We start from the raw sequence: 19644 nt of genomic DNA, 5'->3' as shown, positions 1-19644 counted from the left end.
GATAGGTACCCTCAACGTGTCGCGACGTGGAGATCATCAAGTAAGCAGGTACAACCTCAGCTATGAGTTACTGCCTCAACCTGCGTTGCCAGAAGCCTCAAAATCCTAGCAATGCCAGGTTTTGCTTAACTTGTGGAGCGAGGCTATTGTTGGGCGATCGCTACCGGGCTTTGCAACCTATGAGCCAGGGAGGTATCGGTCGCACCTTCTTAGGGGTAGACGAGCAGAAGGCAGCTAAACCCCGTTGCGTCATTAAGCAATTGCCCCCCAAAAACCAAGGCACCGACAACGTTGAGGAAGCCGCCAAGTTATCTCGTCAAGCTGCCGCCTGCCTGCAATTGGGACAACACCCTCAGATTCCCGAACTCCTGGCATATTTTGAACCTGACAGCCTGTTAGGAAATGGCAGCGCACCGACTTTGGTGCAAAGCTTGATTGAGGGAGAGAGTTTAGCGCAGAAACTACAAGCCGAAGGAGCATTGAGCGAAACTCAAATTCGGCAAATCCTCAACGAACTGGCAGCAGTTCTAGAATTTGTCCACGCTCAAGGCGTGATTCATCGGGATATCAATCCCGAAAATATCATTCGTTCCGACAAAGAGGATCAACTCGTGCTGGTAGATTTTGGTGCAGCAAAATTTACCACCAAAACTGCCCTGGCAAGAACCGGAACCACAATTGGTTCTGCTGCCTACGCCGCACCCGAACAACTCCGAGGCAAAGCTTTTCCCGCCAGTGATTTGTACAGCTTAGGCGTCACCTGCATTCACCTCCTGACTCACATCCATCCCTTCGACTTATTCAACAGCCTGGAAGGAATTTGGGTGTGGCAAGACTACTTAATTAATCCGGTAAGTAATGAATTGACTGCAATCTTGAACAAAATGCTGGCAGATGCGGCTAGCCAGCGTTACCAATCCGCCCAGGCAATCCTCAACGACCTCAACCCCCAAGGTATGCCTGCCTCAACGGTCGTAAACCCGACCCCAGCACCCAAATCTATTATTCCTACCTGGCACTGCCTACGCACGCTTACAGGTCATCTCAGCTCGATTCACGCCGTCACCTTTAGCCCAGATGGACAAAGCCTTGCCAGTGCCAGTGCCGACCGAACGGTCAAACTTCGCTCCCTCAATAGCACCCTTACGCCTTGCACCTTTGCAGGTCATTCCAGCTTAGTTGCTGCTGTTGCTTTCAGCCCAGATGGTCAGTTCCTGGTGAGCGGTAGCTGGGATCACACGATTAAATTCTGGCGGGTAGACACCCTGGCATTACGTCGCACCCTCTACGGGCATTCCGGTTGGATTCACTCCCTAGTCATTAGCCCGGATGGGACATTACTTGCCAGTGGTAGTGCGGATAAAACCATCAAAATTTGGGATTTGTCTACAGGCGAAGTTAAGGCAACCCTTGAGGGACATGACAGTGCCATTCACACCGTTACCATTAACCCAGATGGGACATTACTTGCCAGTGGTAGCGCCGATAAAACCATCAAAATTTGGAACTTGACCACAGGCGAGGTACAAGCAACTCTGTGTGGACATGCCGATACTGTAAACTCGCTGGTATTTAGTCCCGGTGGACAACTGCTCATTAGTGGTAGTGGGGATAAAACGATCAAACTTTGGCACTTGAATAGTAGCCAGTTGTTGACGACACTGACAGGACATACTGAGGCGGTTCGTTCTGTTGCTATTAGCGCTCAAGGTAGCCTCCTGATTAGCGGTAGCGCCGACAATACCCTCAAACTTTGGCATCCCGGTAGTCAGGAACTGCTTTACACCCTCACTGGACATACAGCCGGGTTAACTAGCGTTGCCATTAGTCCGGATGGTTCCCTGCTTGCCAGTGGCTCTCAAGATCAGACAATCAAAATTTGGCAGTTTGAATAATGCAAAACCCTTCAAAATACGGTTTGGCTCTCCACACCACCAGCCCCCAGCTTGGCTTGGCTCTGAGCAATTTTGCGGGTAGCGATCGCTCTGCCACCTGGGACTTAGGGCGGGATTTATCCACGCACTTACACCAATATCTTGCTGAGTTTCTGATTCCTCAGACTTGGGCAGATTTATCCTTTATTGCCGTTGCTAAGGGGCCAGGAAGCTTTACAGGCACTCGCATCGGCGTCGTTACTGCCCGCACTCTGGCACAGCAGCTCGATATCCCTCTATTTCCTATTTCGACACTAGCGGCTGTCGCGTGGTCAGAACAAGGCAAATCTCAATCTGCCCTCAAAACTCCCATTGCTCTACAAATGGATGCCCGTCGCGGTCAGCTCTTTGTGGCGATTTATCAACCTGTCGATTGTGGATTGAGTCCGTTGCTCTCAGAGACAGTGATGACTCCGGATACTTGGCAGCAAGAGCTGGAGGCGATGGAGAGGCATTATCAGTTAGTTGATGTTCCTGGGGATTTGGGGAATGTAACAAGTGTGCTGTCTCTTGCTTATCTAGATTGGCAACAGGGACAGCGCCCCCACTGGTCAGAGGCGTTGCCGTTTTATGGGCAACATCCGGTAGAGGAGAAATCTGTCGGCTAGAGTTGAGGAGGAAATGCGATCGCGTTTTTTAAACAGGTAACGGCTACTGATACTTCTAAAACGAGGTTATCGTCGGTTTCCCAGCTAGGTTTTGCGATCGCTTGAGACAAGAAGACTGTTTTTTCCCAAACAAATACATTGGTTCTTACCATTACTACAGGCTATCAAGGTACGACAACACTTATCCCTTTTAGACCGCAAACAACCCCCGCCACCAGTGTTAGCTTTAACTTAGATAAAATTTCCGCGTATCTACCCGCCGTCTTGCTCTAAAACTACTAAAATGCCAACTTACACCGGAATCAAGTGCGAAGCCTTTAGACATCCCCTCGATCGTCAAGCCGAAGCTTCGCTACGTAGTGTCCCTGGCTTTGACTTAGTTGCCCGTAGATTTGTAGAATTCATCTACGAACGTCCCCAATTTGTCTATCTCATGGGCAACAGCATCCAGGCTGGCCCTCGTCAATATGCGACAATTTATGGTTTGTTTCGAGAATCTGTCAAGGATTTAGATATCTCACCTGAACCCGCTTTATTTGTTAGTCAAAACCCGGAGGTCAATAGCTATGCTTTGGGGCAAGACCATCCCTATGTCGTCGTGAATACAGGGTTATTAGACTTGCTCAGCGAAGCAGAAATTCGCACAGTTTTTGCCCATGAACTGGGACATATTAAATGCGGTCATACTATCTTAATTCAGATGGGTATTTGGGCGATGAACGCCGCATCAATGCTGGGGGAAATGACGTTTGGGTTGGGCAATCTTATCAGTAGTGGTTTAATTTACGCCTTCTATGAATGGCGTCGCAAAGCAGAACTCTCCTCCGATCGCGCCGCCTTACTGGTGACAGATGACCTCAATCTTGTGATGCAGACGATGATGAAAATTTCCGGAGGTAGCGCCAAATATGGTCACGAGTGCAGTCTCAATGAGTTCATCCGTCAATCCGAACGTTATCAAGAACTCGATCAAGATGGTTTGAATCAAGTTTATAAATTCTTACTCTATAACGGGGGCAATGGTGCCCTCCTCAGCCATCCTTTTCCAGTGGAACGCCTGCGCTACTTGCAGGAGTGGGCAGCCTCAGCAGAATATCATCAGATTCGCCAAGGAAACTACCAGAAGGAAACAGCCAAAGGTGCAGTTGAGGTAAACACAGCCTCATCGGATGGTGAAGCTGAGACGCTGCGGCAGCAAATCGAGACGCTACAACAAGAAATTGACCAAATCAAGTCGCGATCGCAAAAGTCATAGTTGATGCATAACAGAGCCTCTCGAAGAGTTATATTGCTTTCGGTTGCTAAGCTATCGTTAAAACTGATGGAAAATAGAGAGATAGGAAGAGCAAACCAATTCTGCCACCAGCAGAATTGACGTTAAACTATCCACAATTGATTGGGAGACAGTTGTCTAATTCTAGATTCAGAAATTTTAGCTCTTTGGTTTGTAGTTAAACTTGATGTGTCTGACAGAGCCTAGCCCTGGGGTTGACAGCGCCAACTGGTTGCTCGCTGTTACTCACTAATGTACTTCCCCGCCACTAGATAAAAGGAGACCCGCTACTTACATACCCAAGAGACTTTTTTGAAAATTCTGATGATTAGTCTATGCTGTTTTAAACTTCATTTTGAGCTATCAAGTTTACGATGTAAGCGGTTATCAGCATTGACACAGGGTGCACTCAGCTTTCTTCCATACTTTAAGCAGGGACAAAATCCTCCTAAGGATGCTCATGAGCAGGGACATTTTATCAGAAGGTCATCAGACAACGCCGCGCGTCAATCTAAATCAGCCGGGGCGCTCTACGCAGCAGGGTCAGGAGATGATCTACCAATTCCTCTTAAATCTAGTTCGTAAAGAGCCACCAGAAACCGTTTTATTGGAGTTTAAGTATCTATTTATTACCTATGAATCTCATGCTGGCAATTTAGAAGTAATCCAGTATTTGGCAGAGATACTTTTTGTTAATGATGAAGAGGAGTTTAGAAATGTCCTCAAGCGGTCTTGCTATATTTTAATTAATAACTGGGAGACATCTAGAAGTCACGATAAAATTAAAGACCTAGTTAAGCTTTTTCCAGAAGAAAAAATTAAGAAAAAATCACTTTCTCTAACAATCAATCGCCTGAGGCATTGGTTATACAACTTTGTTGAAAGCCAAGACTTTCAGGAACTCAAACTATTTGTCGCTAAACACGATCAAACTCATTGGAGTAGCCGCTACACGTCTTACTTATTAGTCCCTCAGTATACCGACCACAATAACTCGGCAGAACAGCGAGAAGCAGCAAGAGCGCTCTCCAAAAAGCTAAAAGACCAGTTTAAGTTTGAACTGGCGATGTATACTGCTCGTTCGCAGTCGGCGGTTCATCAAAGCCAAGTGCCAAAAAACCCAACGGCTCTTGGGGATAGTGTTTTGCAGTTTATCAAAAGGATTGTAGCTAAACGGGGTTCGTTTAGTTATGCTAATTTAGCCAATATTTTTTTGAAACAAGTCTATCAAGTTAGTTATAAGCATTTTAAATTTTGCTTACAGAGATATTTGATTTTTTCAGTGGCTCATAAAGAGAATGTTGAAGTTTTAAATCAACAACTTTCCGAAAAGCTGCAAAATCTTTATGAGATTTACCACGAAGAGACTCTTAATGACGCTCTTTTGTTAAGAACTTGTAATCGCGTTATCGAATCTCTAACTATAGAAAATCGGCAAGATCCTTCGTCTTTATTTATCTTGCTAATGTACCAAGGAAATCCCCTAACCTTGGTGATTGTACTGTTGAAGGTGATCTTGATCTGCCCTAATGCTCGTACTCATTTAGAAATTTGTATTGCAGACTTGATTCAGTACTATATGAAATATCCAGAGGAAGAGTGTAAATGGGTAGTGAATTTTTTTGAAATATTTAATATCACTTTTGCGATTTACGCAGACAATGTGCAGTACAACTTGATCAAGATGGATCTACAGACGCCTGATCTGCAAGTGCTTGAAGATGACTCAGATACCGCTTGGGATGCTTATCGGGTTTTTTCCCAACTTAGATACACGGTGAGTTTGGAAGATATGGAAGATACCTTAGATTACCAATTAGACTCTGAAGATACGGAAAAGTAAGGTAAGCTGACATACACTTTAGCGAAGATGGCGATCGCCACTAGACCCATGATTACGGGGAACAGATATTTGGGGCTAGCAAGCTTAGAAGAGGAGAGCCTCAGGAGTGCGATCGCGCCTATTTTCCCATGGCGTCAGATTAAGATTGATTTATAGTTAAGTAAAGATATTTGCTCAACCGAGTACTAACTAATAGACCAGCTTTCCTTCGAGGTTGTTACCGCTACAAAATGACCTGCAAACCCTAGGAAAAGTGTCACTCTCTCTACAGTTAGAGAATCATGATTTGTGCATCGTCTTTAGAATGTCACCTTTGCTAGAGGTGACATTGGTTTCAGCCTCGGTATGCTTGACAAGCGTTATCGGAAGGGACACAACTACAAAACCCATACAACGCGAACTACCGTCAGACTAAGATTTAGTTCTGGCTGTAGAGACGCTGCTTTGATAAACGCCAGCAGCATCAGGTGTTCGCATCTATTAACGTTGTGACGTAGCAGTTAGCCTTCCATGTTCACCATTCCCTGCAATTGAAGTGGGAAGGAGTATTGATGGAAACAATAAAGAATTTCTTGAAACAACTACAACTCAGTCGGGTAGTGACTGTGTTTTTAGCCGTATTTGTACTTTTCGTTAGCACGGCTTGTAATAGCGGTAATGTCCAAGGCGCACGTCCTGGCAATCCTCCCGTCCAAGCTGGAGGTCAAAACAATCCTCATAAAGTTGGTGGAGACGGTTATACCAATTATAAACAGTCCCCCGACCCCAAGGTCAGCCGTAAAAACCAAGCGGCTTTGCCAAATACATCTCAGTCATTGCTTGCCGATAATCGTGCTGATAGCGAGTTGATTTATCCAGCATCGAAAGCGCCAGCGCCCAATCGTCAGTTTCCAGTCGTCGGGAAAGACAAGGCAACTTCAATTCTAGAAAAGCCGGCAATACCAGCGGTGCGTGAACCTGTCGTTGACCGCAGTGACCCTAACGCCAACATTTTAGAACGGTCAACCGAAGCGGTACAAGAGGCTTCTGCTTTCTTGAAAGAAAAAGCAGACGAAGCTTCACAACGACCGGAAGCTCAGATTAATCCGGCTGTGCGTTAATGGATTGAAAACGCTTTCTAATGCTGAATTTTAGTTAAAGCGATTTGCAATTTACTGTCCCAAAGAAACTCAAAGGAGAGAAACTTATGAACAAAGTATTTACCTGGTTAAAAAAAATTCGCCTTGCTCAAGTGCTGACCGTATTTTTAGCGGGAGTCTTACTAATTGTCAGTACAGCTTGTAATGGTGCGGCTAATGCTCGTGGAGCAGGAGATACTGGCTTACTCAGAGGCGATAGCAGCTCTGTCAAAGGAGATGCTAGCACCCTCAGAGAAGAAGTTCCAGAAAATGCTGTCACCAACAAGCGTGAAGGTGGGATGAATAACTACAGCGATATTGATCCCAGAATGGACGCTTCTAAGGTAGGAGCCAAGTCAAGAGCCTTAGTGGACAAGGCGGAAAGAAACGTCATTGACCAAACTGACGATCTAGGAACAAATACCAAGCGCATTTTGGATAAGAAAGGCGAGAACCTCAAACACCTTGGTCAGAATGCCAAAGAAGACGCAGCAGGATTTGGTGATAAAGCTCAAAACGCAACTGAAGCTGCAACCGGAAGAGCGAAAGAAGCCAGCCGGAAAACCCAGCAAGCAGCGGAACAGGCGGCTAGCCACACCAAAGGAGCCTTGAATAAGGCGGGTGACGCGATTGATTAAACTCACACAGATTACTCCTATCAACTGCCTACCAAGCAATGGGTAGTAATCCTGATTAACTTACACCACTCTTAACGATGGTTTAAGTAGCCTGGTTGAGTTCCGGGCTGATAGCAAGAGTTAGTTAAAATATCTTGCACCTGATGAACGTAGATAGTTATTATCTGCGTTTATCTGTGTTTAAGGGAGTGGGCGACGTTTGGAGAAACCAAGCCTGTAGTGCGGCTTGATGCACTTCTCGCCAAGAGCAGTTGCTGGTTCTTGCCAACTGAGCGCAATCTTCGTACTCTGGTTGGACGTTGGTAATTGTTTTTGGCTCACAGCGATCGCTCCAAGCCAGTTTGACTCGTACCTCCCCATAGGGTGTCTGCACTCGCTGAATTTCCCGTTGCAAAATTGAGCGTTGCTGAGTCAGGCGACGTATCCCTAGGGTGGTTGTCTCGCAAAATAACACCGCTTCACACGCCGATAACTGCTCCGGATGACAAATGACAGTCAGCAAAATCCCCGGACGAGACTTCTTCATCCCAATTCCCTGAGTGAAGACATCCACCGCACCCGCCGCAAATAGGGCTTCAAACACATACCCGATCGCCTGAGGATTTAAGTCATCAATCTGCGTTTCTAGGACTGAAATGGTCTCTAAATGAGCTGATGGGGAAGAATTGATCTGAAAATCTTCACTCGTTATGGGAGCACGCGTCTCTCCCAGCCACAGGCGGAGGATATTGGGAAGGGGGAATTCGGCTGAACCTGCTCCTAAACCTACTGTTTGAATGGTCATGGCGGGGGGAGAACCAAACTCTGTAGCCAGAGCAACAGCGATCGCTGCTCCGGTTGGCGTCACCAATTCCCGATTGATACCATTACTGTAAACAGGCACCTGACGGCTTTCCCACAACTTCAACACAGCAGGTACAGGAACGGGTAATTGACCGTGGGCGGCTCGCACCGTACCGCCTCCCGTTGGCAAGGGTGAGCAGTAGAGTTGGTCAACCCCCAACCAATCCAAGCCCAGGCAAGTTCCTACAATATCCACAATGGCGTCTGTGGCTCCCACTTCATGGAAATGTACTTTTTCCGGTGCAATCCCATGCACTGCCCCTTCTGCCTCTGCTAGCCGCCGGAAAATGGCGAGACTCTGAGCAGTTACTTGGGGCGGAAGTTGAGCCGCAACGATCAAGCGCTCGATTTCCGGTAAATGCCGTGTTGCGTCATGATGGTCGTGGTGGTGCGAGGCGCGATCGCCTGGCGATTGACTCAGCACAACATGCACTTTTGTCGCCAACTGACCGTTGCGGTGAACGGCTTCTGAACGTAATTGAAATTCCTGTTCAATCCCCAACTGATGGAGTTTTTCAATTAAGTACTCTAAGGGAACGCCTGCATGGACTAATGCCCCTAGGCACATATCCCCGGCAATTCCTGTCTGACAATCCAGATATGCTGTTTTCACACCTCACAACCCCTGTAAGTCACCGCTACTGACTGAGTTTGACAACATTCTCTATTGAATATTCTTTGCATCAAAAACTTTTATGGCTACTATTTACACCGTTCACCCGGATAACCCCCAACCGCGTCTGATCAAGCAAATCGTAGACGCTCTGAAAGATGGGGCTGTGATGCTTTATCCCACTGATACCGTTTATGCCATCGGTTGTGATTTAAATGCCAAGTCGGCAGTAGAACGAGTCAGGCGTCTCAAGCAACTCGCTAATGATAAACCCTTAACGTTTTTGTGTCCGTCGTTGTCCAACATTGCTCAGTATGCGGTGGTTAGTGACAAAGCCTACCGGATCATGAAGCATCTGATTCCCGGTTCCTATACCTTTGTGCTTCCAGCAACAAAGTTAGTCCCCCGAATCGTGATGAATCCCAAGCGCAAAACCAGCGGCATCCGCGTTCCCGATCATTCGGTTTGTCAGGCACTTTTGCAGGAATTGGGTAATCCGATTATTTCCACCTCTGCCTATCTAATTGATGAAGAGGGGGAAATGCCCACCATGGGCTTAGAGCGAGTAAAACTCTTTGACCATCTCGATAATATGGTAGACATCATTGTCGATGAGGAGTCGGAATCCGGTTTTCAGGTTTCTACGATTATTGATATGACGACTGAGGAACCTGTAATAGTTAGAAAAGGTCAGGGGTGGGAAGAAGCATCGGCTTGGGCAACACCCGTTACTAACTAGGGGTTGGAATCTGAGGGCGAGGGATGAGGAGAGGCTAAAGATCGGCAGCCAGAGGTGATGGGGATGAACAACACCGCTAGCCCCAATCTCTAAACTACAGACGACTCGTGAGGCATTACGGACTGGGGATAAACTATCAACCCAGTTTTGAGATTGTCCACTAAAACCAACAGTTGGCTAGGGTAACTCAGGAGGAGGGAACAAGTATCCCAACCCGGCTCTAGCAATGACTGACAGGACTTGACCGTCAGTCATGGTCAACTGCCGATGCGGAGATCGTAACTCAGTTATTTGAACGTAGTGACACAACACTGTCCCGACGGATGAGGATAGCCCTCTACAGTCGAACTATAGACAACTTAGCGAAGGTTCAAGCGGCTTCGGACGCTGTAGGCAAGCAAATTCTTCGCTGGTGTCACTGCATCTCGCGACTGTAATTGATAGGGGCAATACCATGAACGTCAAAATCGCTAATCTCAACCACACTTCTGATAATCATCTGCACTCTCCGGAAGATCTATCCGGCGACCCGGATACCTGGACAATCAAACAGCTATTGCTGGAGGAATTGCAGAGCGCAGTGGGTTCAACCTCCCGCAGCGTTGAGGCAGTAGCCAATCGGATGGCACAGGAGGTAGAACGAATTTGCTGCAAAAGTATGCGGATTCAAAACTCCGGTCAAGTCCGCTCTTGGCAGGTAACACTGGGGCGTCATCGCCTGCAAAAGTGCCTGTTGTACTATCAGTTGGGTTCCAAGCAAGGTCGAGTTGAGCTGCATAGCAACTTGAGCGTCATGGTGTATCGGCATATTGCCCTGGCACAGTCGCAGTTAAAATTTGCGGCTCGCTGTAATTTAATTGAAGACTTTTTGCAAAATTTTTACGCAGAGTCTTTAAAGGCGTTTCGGCGGGAAAACGACGTAGCAAGCGACTATACTCCCCGCACTCAGTTGGAACTGGCAGAATATATGGCGTTTACCGAGCAATACGCCAAGCGTCGCATTTCGCTACGCAATCACGTAACACAGCAGTTGATTGTACTGCGGGCGCAAAGCTTTGCTCGTCGTCAGCCAGAAGACATGGTGCTGGATATTGAGCAAGCGGTGGAGTTTGACAGAAGTGAGGATCTGGCTAAGAGTCGCAGTGCAGCATTGCAACAAGTGCGATCGCAAATGGTTGCCGATACGACTGATCCCTCGGAAGCCGTTTTACGCGATCGCGTTGTCTCAGAACTAATGCACTACCTCGAAGAACAGGGACATTCTGACTGTGCAGATTACCTCGCCTTGAAACTCAAAGACCTCTGTGCCACTGACATCGAAGAAATTCTTGGTCTTACTCCCCGTCAGCGCGACTATCTGCAACAGCGCTTCAAGTACCATGTCGAAAAATTTGCCCGTTCTTCCAACTGGAGGCTGGTGCATCAATGGTTAGGTGCTGACCTTGACCAAAAGCTAGGCATGTCTTCTGATCAGTGGGAGGCATTTATTGCCCAACTCTCACCCCAGCAGCAGCAGCTACTACAACTCAAACAATCCCTTGGCAACGATGAGGAAATAGCACAAACCCTCCGCTGCACCTTAAAGCAAGTGAAAAAGCGCTGGACTCAGCTTCTAGAGCTGGCGTGGAAGACGCGTAACACAGCAATGGAGGAGAACAACTAGTTAGTACTCCTAAACAACTGACTACTGACTTTTGCTAAGGTAGTGTTAACAATTTGCAATTTATTAGTGCGATTAATCGTCTAAAATAACAACTCCTAAATAGTTGGGAGTCGCATCTTGGCAGTCAACCCACACAATATACAGCAGGCAGTTATGGCGGTCAATATTGCTCAAGCCTCTGCTTCGACCCCTGTGGCAGCACAGAATTCGCCAGCACTCAGGCAGGTCTGGGAGACGATACAGGCAGATAGCTGTCCCCACTCCTACAACTTCCACATGCACACGACTTGTTCCGATGGTCAGCTCAAGCCAGAAGCATTGATCGAGCAAGCTGTTGGCATTGGACTTAAGGGACTTGCCATTACCGATCACCATAGCGTCAGGGGTTACCAGGCGGCTCATTGCTGGTTAGAACAGCAAGACCAACAATCCTCCTCCCGTCCCCTACCTCACCTGTGGACAGGCGTAGAAATTACATCTAATCTGCTAGAAACGGAAGTTCATATCCTGGGGTACGCCTTCAACCCAGAACACCCAAGTTTAAAAATGTATTTGCAAGGGCACGCCGTTAAAGGTAAAGATGCCAAGGCAGCCAGAGTAATTGCTGTCCTTCATGAAGCCGGGGGTTTAGTTGTGCTGGCTCACCCGGCTCGCTATCGCCGCTCGGCAGAGGTACTCATTCCGGCGGCAGCTCAATTAGGCGTTGACGGTGTCGAAACTTACTACGCCTATAAAAATACTGACCCCTGGGAACCTAGTGCCACTCAAACCAAACTCATAAAAAAATTAAGCGCTACTTACGGTTTACTCAATACCTGTGGTACGGATACTCACGGTTTAAATTTGCGGCGGCGGATGTGAGTATCTGTGAGTTTCTTATGAAAAAGCCGCTCAGGGTTTGAGCGGCTTCTGTATATAAATTGATGAAAAAGGCTTTAGAAACTACTGTTTACAATCATTACTGCGAAAACACCAATGCTCATGATTACTAAAACAGATCCAAAAGCAAGGGATTCGCCGAGGTGTTTTTTAGTCGAAACTTTCATAAATTTATCTCGAATGTTATGTAATGAAGATATCAGATTTCTAGAGAGCAACCTGATAAAAAGACATACTTCTTTAAGAAAAGCAACTCAGGTTAACAAAGTTGGGCGATCGCCTGCTCACTAAAACCGTATTTTCACCCATAAAAAAGTGATGAAAATTCTAGCTCCCTCCCCGTTTTCAGGAGGTTTGGGGAGGGGCTTCAAGTATTTTTGTAAACGAGAAATTAAATCTCTTTCGCCCAAGAGATCCAGGTATCAACAGGTTGAAATCCCACTGCGTGATAAAGTTGCTTGGCTCCCGTGAGGCTTTCCCCTCTACTGATTCACTAGACTCGCAGATGAGTAATTGTCCAAAGCCGATTAACTTACCGCTACTATCTCGTCAACCAAATCAATTAGCTTCAGCCATGCTAGCGTCAAGCATTTGCCACATCATCTCCTGACCTGCCCGTAAGGGCACAAGTCCGGATTCAGTAAATGGCACTTCATCGGGAACGCGCCAGGTCGTTCTGGTCAAGGTAATCTGTTCGGTATTGCGCGGAAGTTGATAAAAATCTGGCCCATAGAAACTGGCGAAAGCTTCAAGTTTATCGAGTGCATCAACGCTTTCAAAAGCTTCTGCATATAACTCCATAGCGTGTAGAGCCGAATAGCAACCCGCGCAGCCACAGGAACTTTCTTTGCCATTGCGGGGATGGGGAGCGCTATCAGTGCCAAGAAAAAACTTAGGATTGCCAGAGGTTGCTGCTTGCAAAAGAGTCAGGCGATGCTCCTCACGTTTCAAAATTGGCAGGCAATAAAAATGGGGACGAATGCCACCTTGAAATAGGATATTGCGATTAAACAGTAAATGTTGTGGCGTAATCGTTGCAGCAACGTTGTTCGCAGACAGGACATACTGCACAGCATCTGAGGTGGTAACGTGTTCAAGCACCACGCGCAGATTGGGAAATCGCTGCTTGAGGGGGATCAAATGTCGCTCGATAAACGCTTTCTCGCGGTCGAACATATCAACATCTTGATCGGTCACTTCCCCGTGCAGTAGTAAAGGCATATCTACCTGCTGCATCGCTTCAAAGACGCGATCGCACTGACGAATGTCCGTCACGCCGGAGTCTGAATTGGTCGTTGCACCCGCTGGGTAGTACTTCACCGCTTTGACAAACTGGGATTCTTTAGCCCGGATAATTTCTTCGGGGCTGGTGTTGTCGGTGAGGTAGAGCGTCATCAGGGGTTCAAACCGTTTGCCATCTGGAATCGCTGCAAGGATGCGATCGCGATAGGCCGCAGCATCAGCGACCGTGCGTACTGGGGGCTTCAAGTTCGGCATGACGATAGCGCGGGCAAACTGCCGCACCGTATGGGGCAGAACCGCTTTCAGTGCCGCACCGTCGCGTAGATGTAGATGCCAGTCGTCAGGTTGGGCGATCGTAAGCTTTTGCATCTTTCCATCATAAAACACATAGAACTGATGAACTTCATGGGCAGGGCGTGGTGATCGAGCAGGAGCCGATGTCCTAAAGCGTGCAGCCGCCGAAGGGCTTCTGCGATCGCTCTATGAAGGGCGGGCGCGATCGCCCCCAAGGGTCGGTCTTTAGAAGTCAGTACAGTAGGTAGCTTCCGGGTTTCTTCTGTGCGATACGAATAGTGTTTCACGCGAATAGCATCGCGAACTTGATCCAGCAATTTCTTAGGAGGTGGCTGACTAGACTCCATAGGTAGACGCATACTGATTGGATAGTAAATAAAACCTAAACAATCCAGCCCAGCAGAAAGAGGGGTAGTTATACTGAATTTTTCTACCTAATCTCCACTATAGGTGTATTAGGCTGACGTATTTCTAACTAATCTTCCCTATAGGTGTATTAGGTGGAAAATTTCCCTTTAAATAATTGTTATCCTGCCTCAGCTTCTACCAGACAGCAAAATTTTTCAACAAAACCCAATAGAAACCATAGTTTTATTGCTGAAGCTTAACTATTGGTAGCTATTAGTGATGTTTTCCAATAGCTTGTCAGCATCTTTTCAAAAGCCAACTTTTAGACAACATTCAGTAAAATAGAGGATAAATCTCTTTGTGGAAATTTTACTCTTCACTTGAAAAACTGTTGTTCTTTGATGCGCTACACAAAAACTAAAGTCGCGGTAGCTACTTTACTTGCTTCTTGCCTAGCTGGAATCTTTTTTACCGCATTTTCTATGCACAGTACATTGTCAAATAAATTAACGATTTTTGATATCACTCCAAAAGGTGTTATCAGTTTTCAAGAAATTGAGATTTCACATGCAGAAGCACCACCTGAACAGTTGTCTTCTGCAATAAAAATCGCCCTTAGAAATTCTTCACTGCAAGATATTGATGTTGACGTAGAATCTTACAGCGCTAATGTCTCTAGAATTAGTGAGCACCAAGCCAAGCAGCTCACTCAAAGAATGCAAAAAGCTTTTACTATTAGCCATGAACAAGCTTGGGAATTAGAATTAAACGGAACTTCTTATGCAGTAAAAGTTTACTACTTCCAAGACACTCAGTGGGACATAGCCATTGTATCAATTGGATTTCAGCATTATATAGATGCCTTATGTTATTCTTTAAAGCTTCCCGGATATGAATCTTTGAATTCCAATAATGCTTTGAAGCTTTTGGCACAACTATCAGATTTAGAAAAGATTAACAGCATGCATTCTCTCAATATGAGTTCGGGTGCGCCATGAGATCGAGTAAAGTGAAGTACAGTGCTCAACTCTTGCTGAAGCAATATGGGACAGGACGCAGAGATTTCAGAGAAATTGATTTAATAAATGTGAACCTAAGTAATGCAGATCTTTCAGGCGTGAACTTGAGTAGTTCTGATATTAGAGGTACAAATTTATCAAGAGCCATTTTAAAAGAGGCAAAATTATGTAAAGTTGAAGCTGGAATACCTCTAAGAGTCGGTTTTTTTTTAGCAGCCTTATCCTGCCTAATTGCTTTTGTGGCCTGTGCAGCAGCTTCAATTTCTGGCTTTTTATTACTTAGTCTTTTAGAGCCTGAGCTTATCTTTATTCACTCTATATCTAAACCAGCTAAATTTGTTTCTATATGGCTGATTATCACTTTATCACTGATGACAATCACAGGGATTAGCCAAAGATTCTCTGAAAGTGAAATTTTTGAGTTCAAAGCAACATGGGCAAATTTTTTCGCCATTCTGACAGCAACCCTAGGGCTTGCTCTTGGCGTTTTTGGTTTCATGATATTCTTGGTTTCAGAAAATCTTAAATACCATATGCCATATGTTAGCAATATTTTTTATCAATCTTTTAATTTTGATCAAAATTTTAAATATGTTTTGAGCATTTTTGTCTTGATTGCTATAGGACAAGCTATAGCGACGGGTCTTTCTATTATTGGAGTTTTTTCCTATCTTGCATCTAAAACCATACCTTATCAGATGTCGATCATATTTGGATTTATAGGTGCAGGAACTGGGCTTTTAATTATTTCAGGAAAGCACATTCTGATACCAGGGTTAATACTCGTAGCTCCATCTGTCTTGATTGGTTTGCTTTCCTGTAAAGGAGCTGTAGGATATAAATCAACTTGGGCATCTACAAGGGGTGCTGGTACTCTTATTGCCTGTTTATTTGGGACAGATTTTCGGGGGGCAGACTTAACCAAAGTGGATTTTTATGAATCTATTCTTGAAAGTACGAACTTTGATAAAAGCGGAAATAAAAATACTAGGCTTACAGGAATTTACTGCAAAAACGTTAGAGGTTTAGGATTCACCAAGACTAGAAACTCCATTTTTGCAGATCCTAAGGTTCAGAATTTGGTTGTGAGTTGTGATGGGCAGGGAAAGAATTTTGATGGCTTGGATTTGGCTGGAGTCAATTTACAGGATGCACGTTTGCAAGGTGCTAGTTTTGTCGGAGCAAGTTTGAACCAGTCAAATTTACGAGGAGCAGATTTATCGAGAGCGATTCTGAAACAGACGCAATTGGACGAAGCCGATTTGACTGGGGCTGTTCTCACGGGGGCCTACATCGAAGATTGGGGCATTACTAGTGCGACTATACTGGAAAACGTTCAGTGTGATTACGTCTATATGCGAGTGCCAACGGAGGAAAATCCGCATCCATTGCGAAAGCCGGATTATTTGGAAGAAACGTTTGCAGAAGGGGGGTTTGCGGATTTTATTCAACCTTACTTTGATACGTTGGATTTGTATCACAGTCAGAAGGTTGACCCTCGTGCTATTTCGATAGCCTTCAAAGAACTGTCTCAGAATCATCCAGAAGCCAATCTAGAGATTGTAGCAATGGAGAAACGAGGACAAAACAGCCTTAATCTAAAAGTGCGGACAGCAGCAGCCGCCGATAAATCAGAACTCAGTTCAGAATACTTTGCGGATTATAATCAACTCAAGGCGTTATCTGAGGCACAAGTTTTGCGGCTGGCGGAAAAGGACGATCACATTCACAGATTGGAGCAGATGATTCAAACTGCCCTTCATCAGCCAACTTTCAATGTTGAAACTGTTCAAGGAGATTTTATGCCGGAAAATAGAGGAATTAATGTCAGTGCAGGTGATAACGCCAATATCAGTGGAGTGAGTAGTGGCGACGGTATTCTTAACTTGGGCATAATCAGCGGTCATGTGACTAATGCCATCAACCAATTGCCTGATTCCTCTGAAACAGGGCAAGCAAGTCTTAAAGTTCTGCTAACCCAACTACAAGCGGCAATTGAAACCGATACTAATCTATCCGATCCAGATAAATCCGACCTGCTTGAACAGGTACAATCCCTTGCTGAAGCTAAACAGACTGAGGAACCGACAAAGCGGGAAGGGATTGTGCGGAAAGCAATGAAAATGTTTGATGCAACGCTGAAAAGCCTGCCCGATACCGCCAAGATTGTAGAAGCCTGTAGTAAGCTCTTGCCGCTGATTCTTAAAGCATTAGGTATTCCTACCTGAGATACAACTGCGACGGCAGGATAACAAATCGTTGCAGCGGCGGAATGGAGATAATCTGCATAAATCCAAGATTATTCGCCGCCGCTCTCATTGTTGCCTCTGGTTCTACATACGTTCAAGATTGCCGCAGGTTAGCGTAACCTCGCTCGCTGATGATCAGTTGAAGTTACGCTTAGAAACTCCTTGCAGAGCTTGTCGCTAAGACTGAGCGAAGGTCATAGCGATCAAGGTTCATCACCTTGTCCCACGCCGCCACAAAATCATTCACAAACTTCTGTTGCGAGTCCACACATCCGTAGACTTCCGCGAGGGCTTGGAGCTGAGAGTTTGAGCCGAAGATGAGGTCAACACGGGTAGCAGTCCACTTGGGTTCACCCGTTTTGCGATCGCACCATAAAGAGCGGGCGCGATGACCTCAAGGATCAGTCTTTGACCATCGCACCCGTCATCACCCCTAACTTTCAGCCCTTCCGACCTTGCGGCTCATGACGCTGATGTACTCGCCGTTTCGGTCTGTTGCAATGGGTTCTATCTACAGGGCGCGATCGCACCCTAACAAGTCGATGAAGCGGGCTGACGAGAGGTTTTTGTGGGGTTGCCGAAGTTGTTTTCTGCCGCTTATCTTGGTCGTTCGAGTGCTTCAGTTAGTTGGTTGTAAGCATTAGGAGAGTGCCAATTCTGCTGCACTAGCTAAACTTTTCGTCAGTACTTTCCAATCGCTGAGCCGCTCAATGAAAGGATCAGGTTTGAGTGTGGCAAGATCGAAAGCAACGTAGGCATCAGGACGCACCAAAAGAATACGACCTGTTGCTGCGCCAAGTTTGGTTTCAAATTCACCCCGGTAGTCCACTAAAGTATTTACACCGAAACGATGCCGTTCTGGTAGACCACTGTTGAGAACAATACATGGTTGCAACATTTCATCGCTTTGGCACAGAATTCGATCGATCTGTTGGTGTACAGATATTGCTTCGTCAGGATTAATAAACAGCAACAGGGTGTATCCCGGAAACCGCAACAGATCGTATAGCCGAACAGGATTGTGATCTGCATCCCGCAGTTCAAGATCGGGTAAACGCATTCCCCGAGTTTGACCGTCTCCGGTGTTGTAGCGAATACCAATTCCTGAAAGATTACCCGCTAGCTGTTTCTGCACAGGCGCGATCGGGATCAGGAATCGAAACAGCGCTTCGCGGATCTGACGCAATTGACGTTGCCGAAGCAATAGGCTGCGAAGCAACAAATCACTCACCCGCAGGACACGCTGACCGACCGTATGACGCTCGGCGTGGTAAGTCTCTAGCAGTGGCTCCGGTGCAATTCCCTTGATTACAAACGCTAGCTTCCAGCCCAGATTAAAGGCATCTTGAATGCCTGTGTTCATTCCCTGTCCTCCCGCTGGACTATGGGTATGGGCAGCATCTCCAGCGAGAAAGGCACGACCTACACAATACTGAGACACGAGCCGCAGGTCTGCTCCCCAGCGCGTCAGCCATCTTGGATTGCTAAGCTGGATCGGTTTTTCCAGGATGGCACTAATCGACTCCTGAAGCTGCTCTAGTGTCAAATCTTGCCGTTTCGGTTCCCTCTGATAGTGGCGATCGATCGTAACAATCCGGTGCGAGCCGTCGGCAAACGGCACAATAAAAGCAAGTCCACGATCGTTAGAATGCTGCTCAGTGCCACCTTCGGCATGGTGTCCTTGCATGAACACATCGCCGAGAAATGCAGTCCACTCATAGGGCGATCCTGCAAACGGCAAACCCAAAGTTTTCCGCACGGTGCTATGCGCCCCATCAGCGCCCACAATGTACCGTGCTTCAATTTCAATCGTCTTGCCATCCTCTGCTTCAATCGTGCCACGTATTCCAGTTTCAGTTTCGACGAAGTGAGAGAGCGATCGCTGCCGTTCTACCGTCACTCCAAATTGATTCAGACGAGCTTCTAGCGCTGCCTCTGTTTCGGCTTGCGGCAGAATCAAAATAAATGGAAATCGCGTATCGAGGCGGTGCATATTGGCTCGCAGGGGCGATCGAGCCTTGGCACTAAAATCAATGCCAGGAGAGGTGTAGCCGCGCCTGACGAGCTCATCCGCAACACCCAATAAATCTAAGAGTTCAAGCGTACGAGCATGGACGACGAGCGCTTTACTTTGGGTTGAAGGCGTGCTGCGGCGATCAATAATCCGGACGTTAATATTGCGGCGTGCAAGTTCGATCGCGGTGGTTAAACCCGTTGGACCTGCTCCGACAATCAGTACATCAGTTTGGCTCATGACAGACCTCCTAAAATCTAAAACGATGAGGTGTTAATCTAAAAAAAATCTGACTGAACGGTTCGGTCAGATGCCTTTATCCTAGAA

Annotated in this window: 17 protein-coding genes and 1 pseudogene; 12 read left to right on the top strand and 6 right to left on the bottom strand. The window is 46.4% G+C overall.

Annotation, left to right across the window (positions count from 1 at the left end; translation table 11 throughout):
* Window positions 1–62: 62 nt before the first annotated feature.
* Together AC5JR3_RS12730 and tsaB are read left to right on the top strand one after the other, a co-directional pair.
* Window positions 63–1895 (top strand): protein kinase domain-containing protein, encoded by a 1833-nt coding sequence (locus AC5JR3_RS12730; protein WP_495846480.1) that lies wholly within the window; start codon window positions 63–65, stop codon window positions 1893–1895.
* Complete coding sequence (gene tsaB / locus AC5JR3_RS12725; RefSeq protein WP_495846478.1) at window positions 1895–2542, top strand: tRNA (adenosine(37)-N6)-threonylcarbamoyltransferase complex dimerization subunit type 1 TsaB; 648 nt, start codon at window positions 1895–1897, stop codon at window positions 2540–2542. Before AC5JR3_RS12730 ends, tsaB begins: the two co-directional genes overlap by 1 nt.
* Here tsaB and AC5JR3_RS12720 read toward each other — a convergent pair.
* Window positions 2539–2694, bottom strand: coding sequence for a hypothetical protein (locus AC5JR3_RS12720; protein ID WP_495846476.1), 156 nt, complete (start codon window positions 2692–2694; stop codon window positions 2539–2541). The two genes, tsaB and AC5JR3_RS12720, sit on opposite strands and share 4 nt — an antisense overlap.
* A 131-nt stretch (window positions 2695–2825) precedes the next feature.
* Here AC5JR3_RS12720 and AC5JR3_RS12715 point away from each other — a divergent pair, with 131 nt between their 5' ends.
* The 5 genes from AC5JR3_RS12715 (at window position 2826) to AC5JR3_RS12695 (ending at window position 7414) form a co-directional block, all read left to right on the top strand.
* Window positions 2826–3797 (top strand): M48 family metallopeptidase, encoded by a 972-nt coding sequence (locus AC5JR3_RS12715; RefSeq protein WP_495846474.1) that lies wholly within the window; start codon window positions 2826–2828, stop codon window positions 3795–3797.
* 478 nt (window positions 3798–4275) lie between these two features.
* On the top strand, window positions 4276–5658 hold the full coding sequence (locus AC5JR3_RS12710; protein ID WP_495846472.1) for a Sll1247 family protein: 1383 nt from the start codon (window positions 4276–4278) through the stop codon (window positions 5656–5658).
* Window positions 5659–5685: 27 nt separating this feature from the next.
* Window positions 5686–5814 carry a hypothetical protein gene (locus AC5JR3_RS12705; protein WP_495846470.1) on the top strand — a complete coding sequence of 43 codons (129 nt, stop codon included), beginning with the start codon at window positions 5686–5688 and terminating at the stop codon, window positions 5812–5814.
* A 395-nt stretch (window positions 5815–6209) separates the two neighbouring features.
* On the top strand, window positions 6210–6758 hold the full coding sequence (locus AC5JR3_RS12700) for a DUF6658 family protein (protein WP_495846469.1): 549 nt from the start codon (window positions 6210–6212) through the stop codon (window positions 6756–6758).
* 86 nt (window positions 6759–6844) lie between these two features.
* Window positions 6845–7414 (top strand): DUF6658 family protein, encoded by a 570-nt coding sequence (locus AC5JR3_RS12695; RefSeq protein WP_495846467.1) that lies wholly within the window; start codon window positions 6845–6847, stop codon window positions 7412–7414.
* 160 nt (window positions 7415–7574) lie between these two features.
* Here the strand turns inward: AC5JR3_RS12695 and larC are convergent, their stop codons facing one another.
* Window positions 7575–8825 carry a nickel pincer cofactor biosynthesis protein LarC gene (gene larC, locus AC5JR3_RS12690; protein ID WP_495846560.1) on the bottom strand — a complete coding sequence of 417 codons (1251 nt, stop codon included), beginning with the start codon at window positions 8823–8825 and terminating at the stop codon, window positions 7575–7577.
* Between the two features lie 127 nt (window positions 8826–8952).
* On the opposite strand from larC, the gene AC5JR3_RS12685 reads away from it, so the two are divergent.
* From AC5JR3_RS12685 to AC5JR3_RS12675, 3 genes are all read left to right on the top strand, one after another.
* The gene (locus tag AC5JR3_RS12685; RefSeq protein WP_495846465.1) at window positions 8953–9609 is read left to right on the top strand and encodes an L-threonylcarbamoyladenylate synthase; all 657 of its coding nucleotides are present in this window, start codon (window positions 8953–8955) and stop codon (window positions 9607–9609) included.
* Between the two features lie 454 nt (window positions 9610–10063).
* Window positions 10064–11272: a HetZ-related protein gene (locus AC5JR3_RS12680; protein ID WP_495846463.1), complete on the top strand. Its 1209-nt coding sequence runs from the start codon at window positions 10064–10066 to the stop codon at window positions 11270–11272.
* A gap of 153 nt (window positions 11273–11425) precedes the next feature.
* A complete protein-coding gene (locus tag AC5JR3_RS12675) occupies window positions 11426–12133 on the top strand; it encodes a PHP domain-containing protein (protein WP_495846558.1) in 708 nt (235 codons plus the stop codon).
* 576 nt (window positions 12134–12709) lie between these two features.
* Here AC5JR3_RS12675 and pyrC read toward each other — a convergent pair.
* Both pyrC and AC5JR3_RS12665 read right to left on the bottom strand, forming a co-directional pair.
* Window positions 12710–13762, bottom strand: coding sequence for a dihydroorotase (pyrC, locus tag AC5JR3_RS12670; protein ID WP_495846462.1), 1053 nt, complete (start codon window positions 13760–13762; stop codon window positions 12710–12712).
* The gene (locus tag AC5JR3_RS12665) at window positions 13696–14046 is read right to left on the bottom strand and encodes a hypothetical protein (RefSeq protein ID WP_495846460.1); all 351 of its coding nucleotides are present in this window, start codon (window positions 14044–14046) and stop codon (window positions 13696–13698) included. The genes pyrC and AC5JR3_RS12665 overlap by 67 nt, the downstream gene beginning before the upstream one ends.
* Before the next feature lie 390 nt (window positions 14047–14436).
* Between AC5JR3_RS12665 and AC5JR3_RS12660 the strand changes: the two genes are divergently transcribed.
* Window positions 14437–15033, top strand: coding sequence for a hypothetical protein (locus tag AC5JR3_RS12660; protein ID WP_495846458.1), 597 nt, complete (start codon window positions 14437–14439; stop codon window positions 15031–15033).
* 11 nt (window positions 15034–15044) lie between these two features.
* Window positions 15045–17282, top strand: coding sequence for a pentapeptide repeat-containing protein (locus AC5JR3_RS12655; RefSeq protein WP_495846456.1), 2238 nt, complete (start codon window positions 15045–15047; stop codon window positions 17280–17282).
* Between the two features lie 172 nt (window positions 17283–17454).
* Here AC5JR3_RS12655 and AC5JR3_RS12650 read toward each other — a convergent pair.
* Both AC5JR3_RS12650 and AC5JR3_RS12645 read right to left on the bottom strand, forming a co-directional pair.
* Window positions 17455–17670: pseudogene (locus tag AC5JR3_RS12650) on the bottom strand (hypothetical protein); the annotation flags it as partial.
* A gap of 273 nt (window positions 17671–17943) precedes the next feature.
* Window positions 17944–19557: an FAD-dependent oxidoreductase gene (locus AC5JR3_RS12645; RefSeq protein ID WP_495846454.1), complete on the bottom strand. Its 1614-nt coding sequence runs from the start codon at window positions 19555–19557 to the stop codon at window positions 17944–17946.
* Window positions 19558–19644 lie beyond the last annotated feature (87 nt).

It is taken from the genome of Kastovskya adunca (genome assembly GCF_059505785.1).
This window is presented reverse-complemented; position numbering and strand designations above follow the sequence as displayed.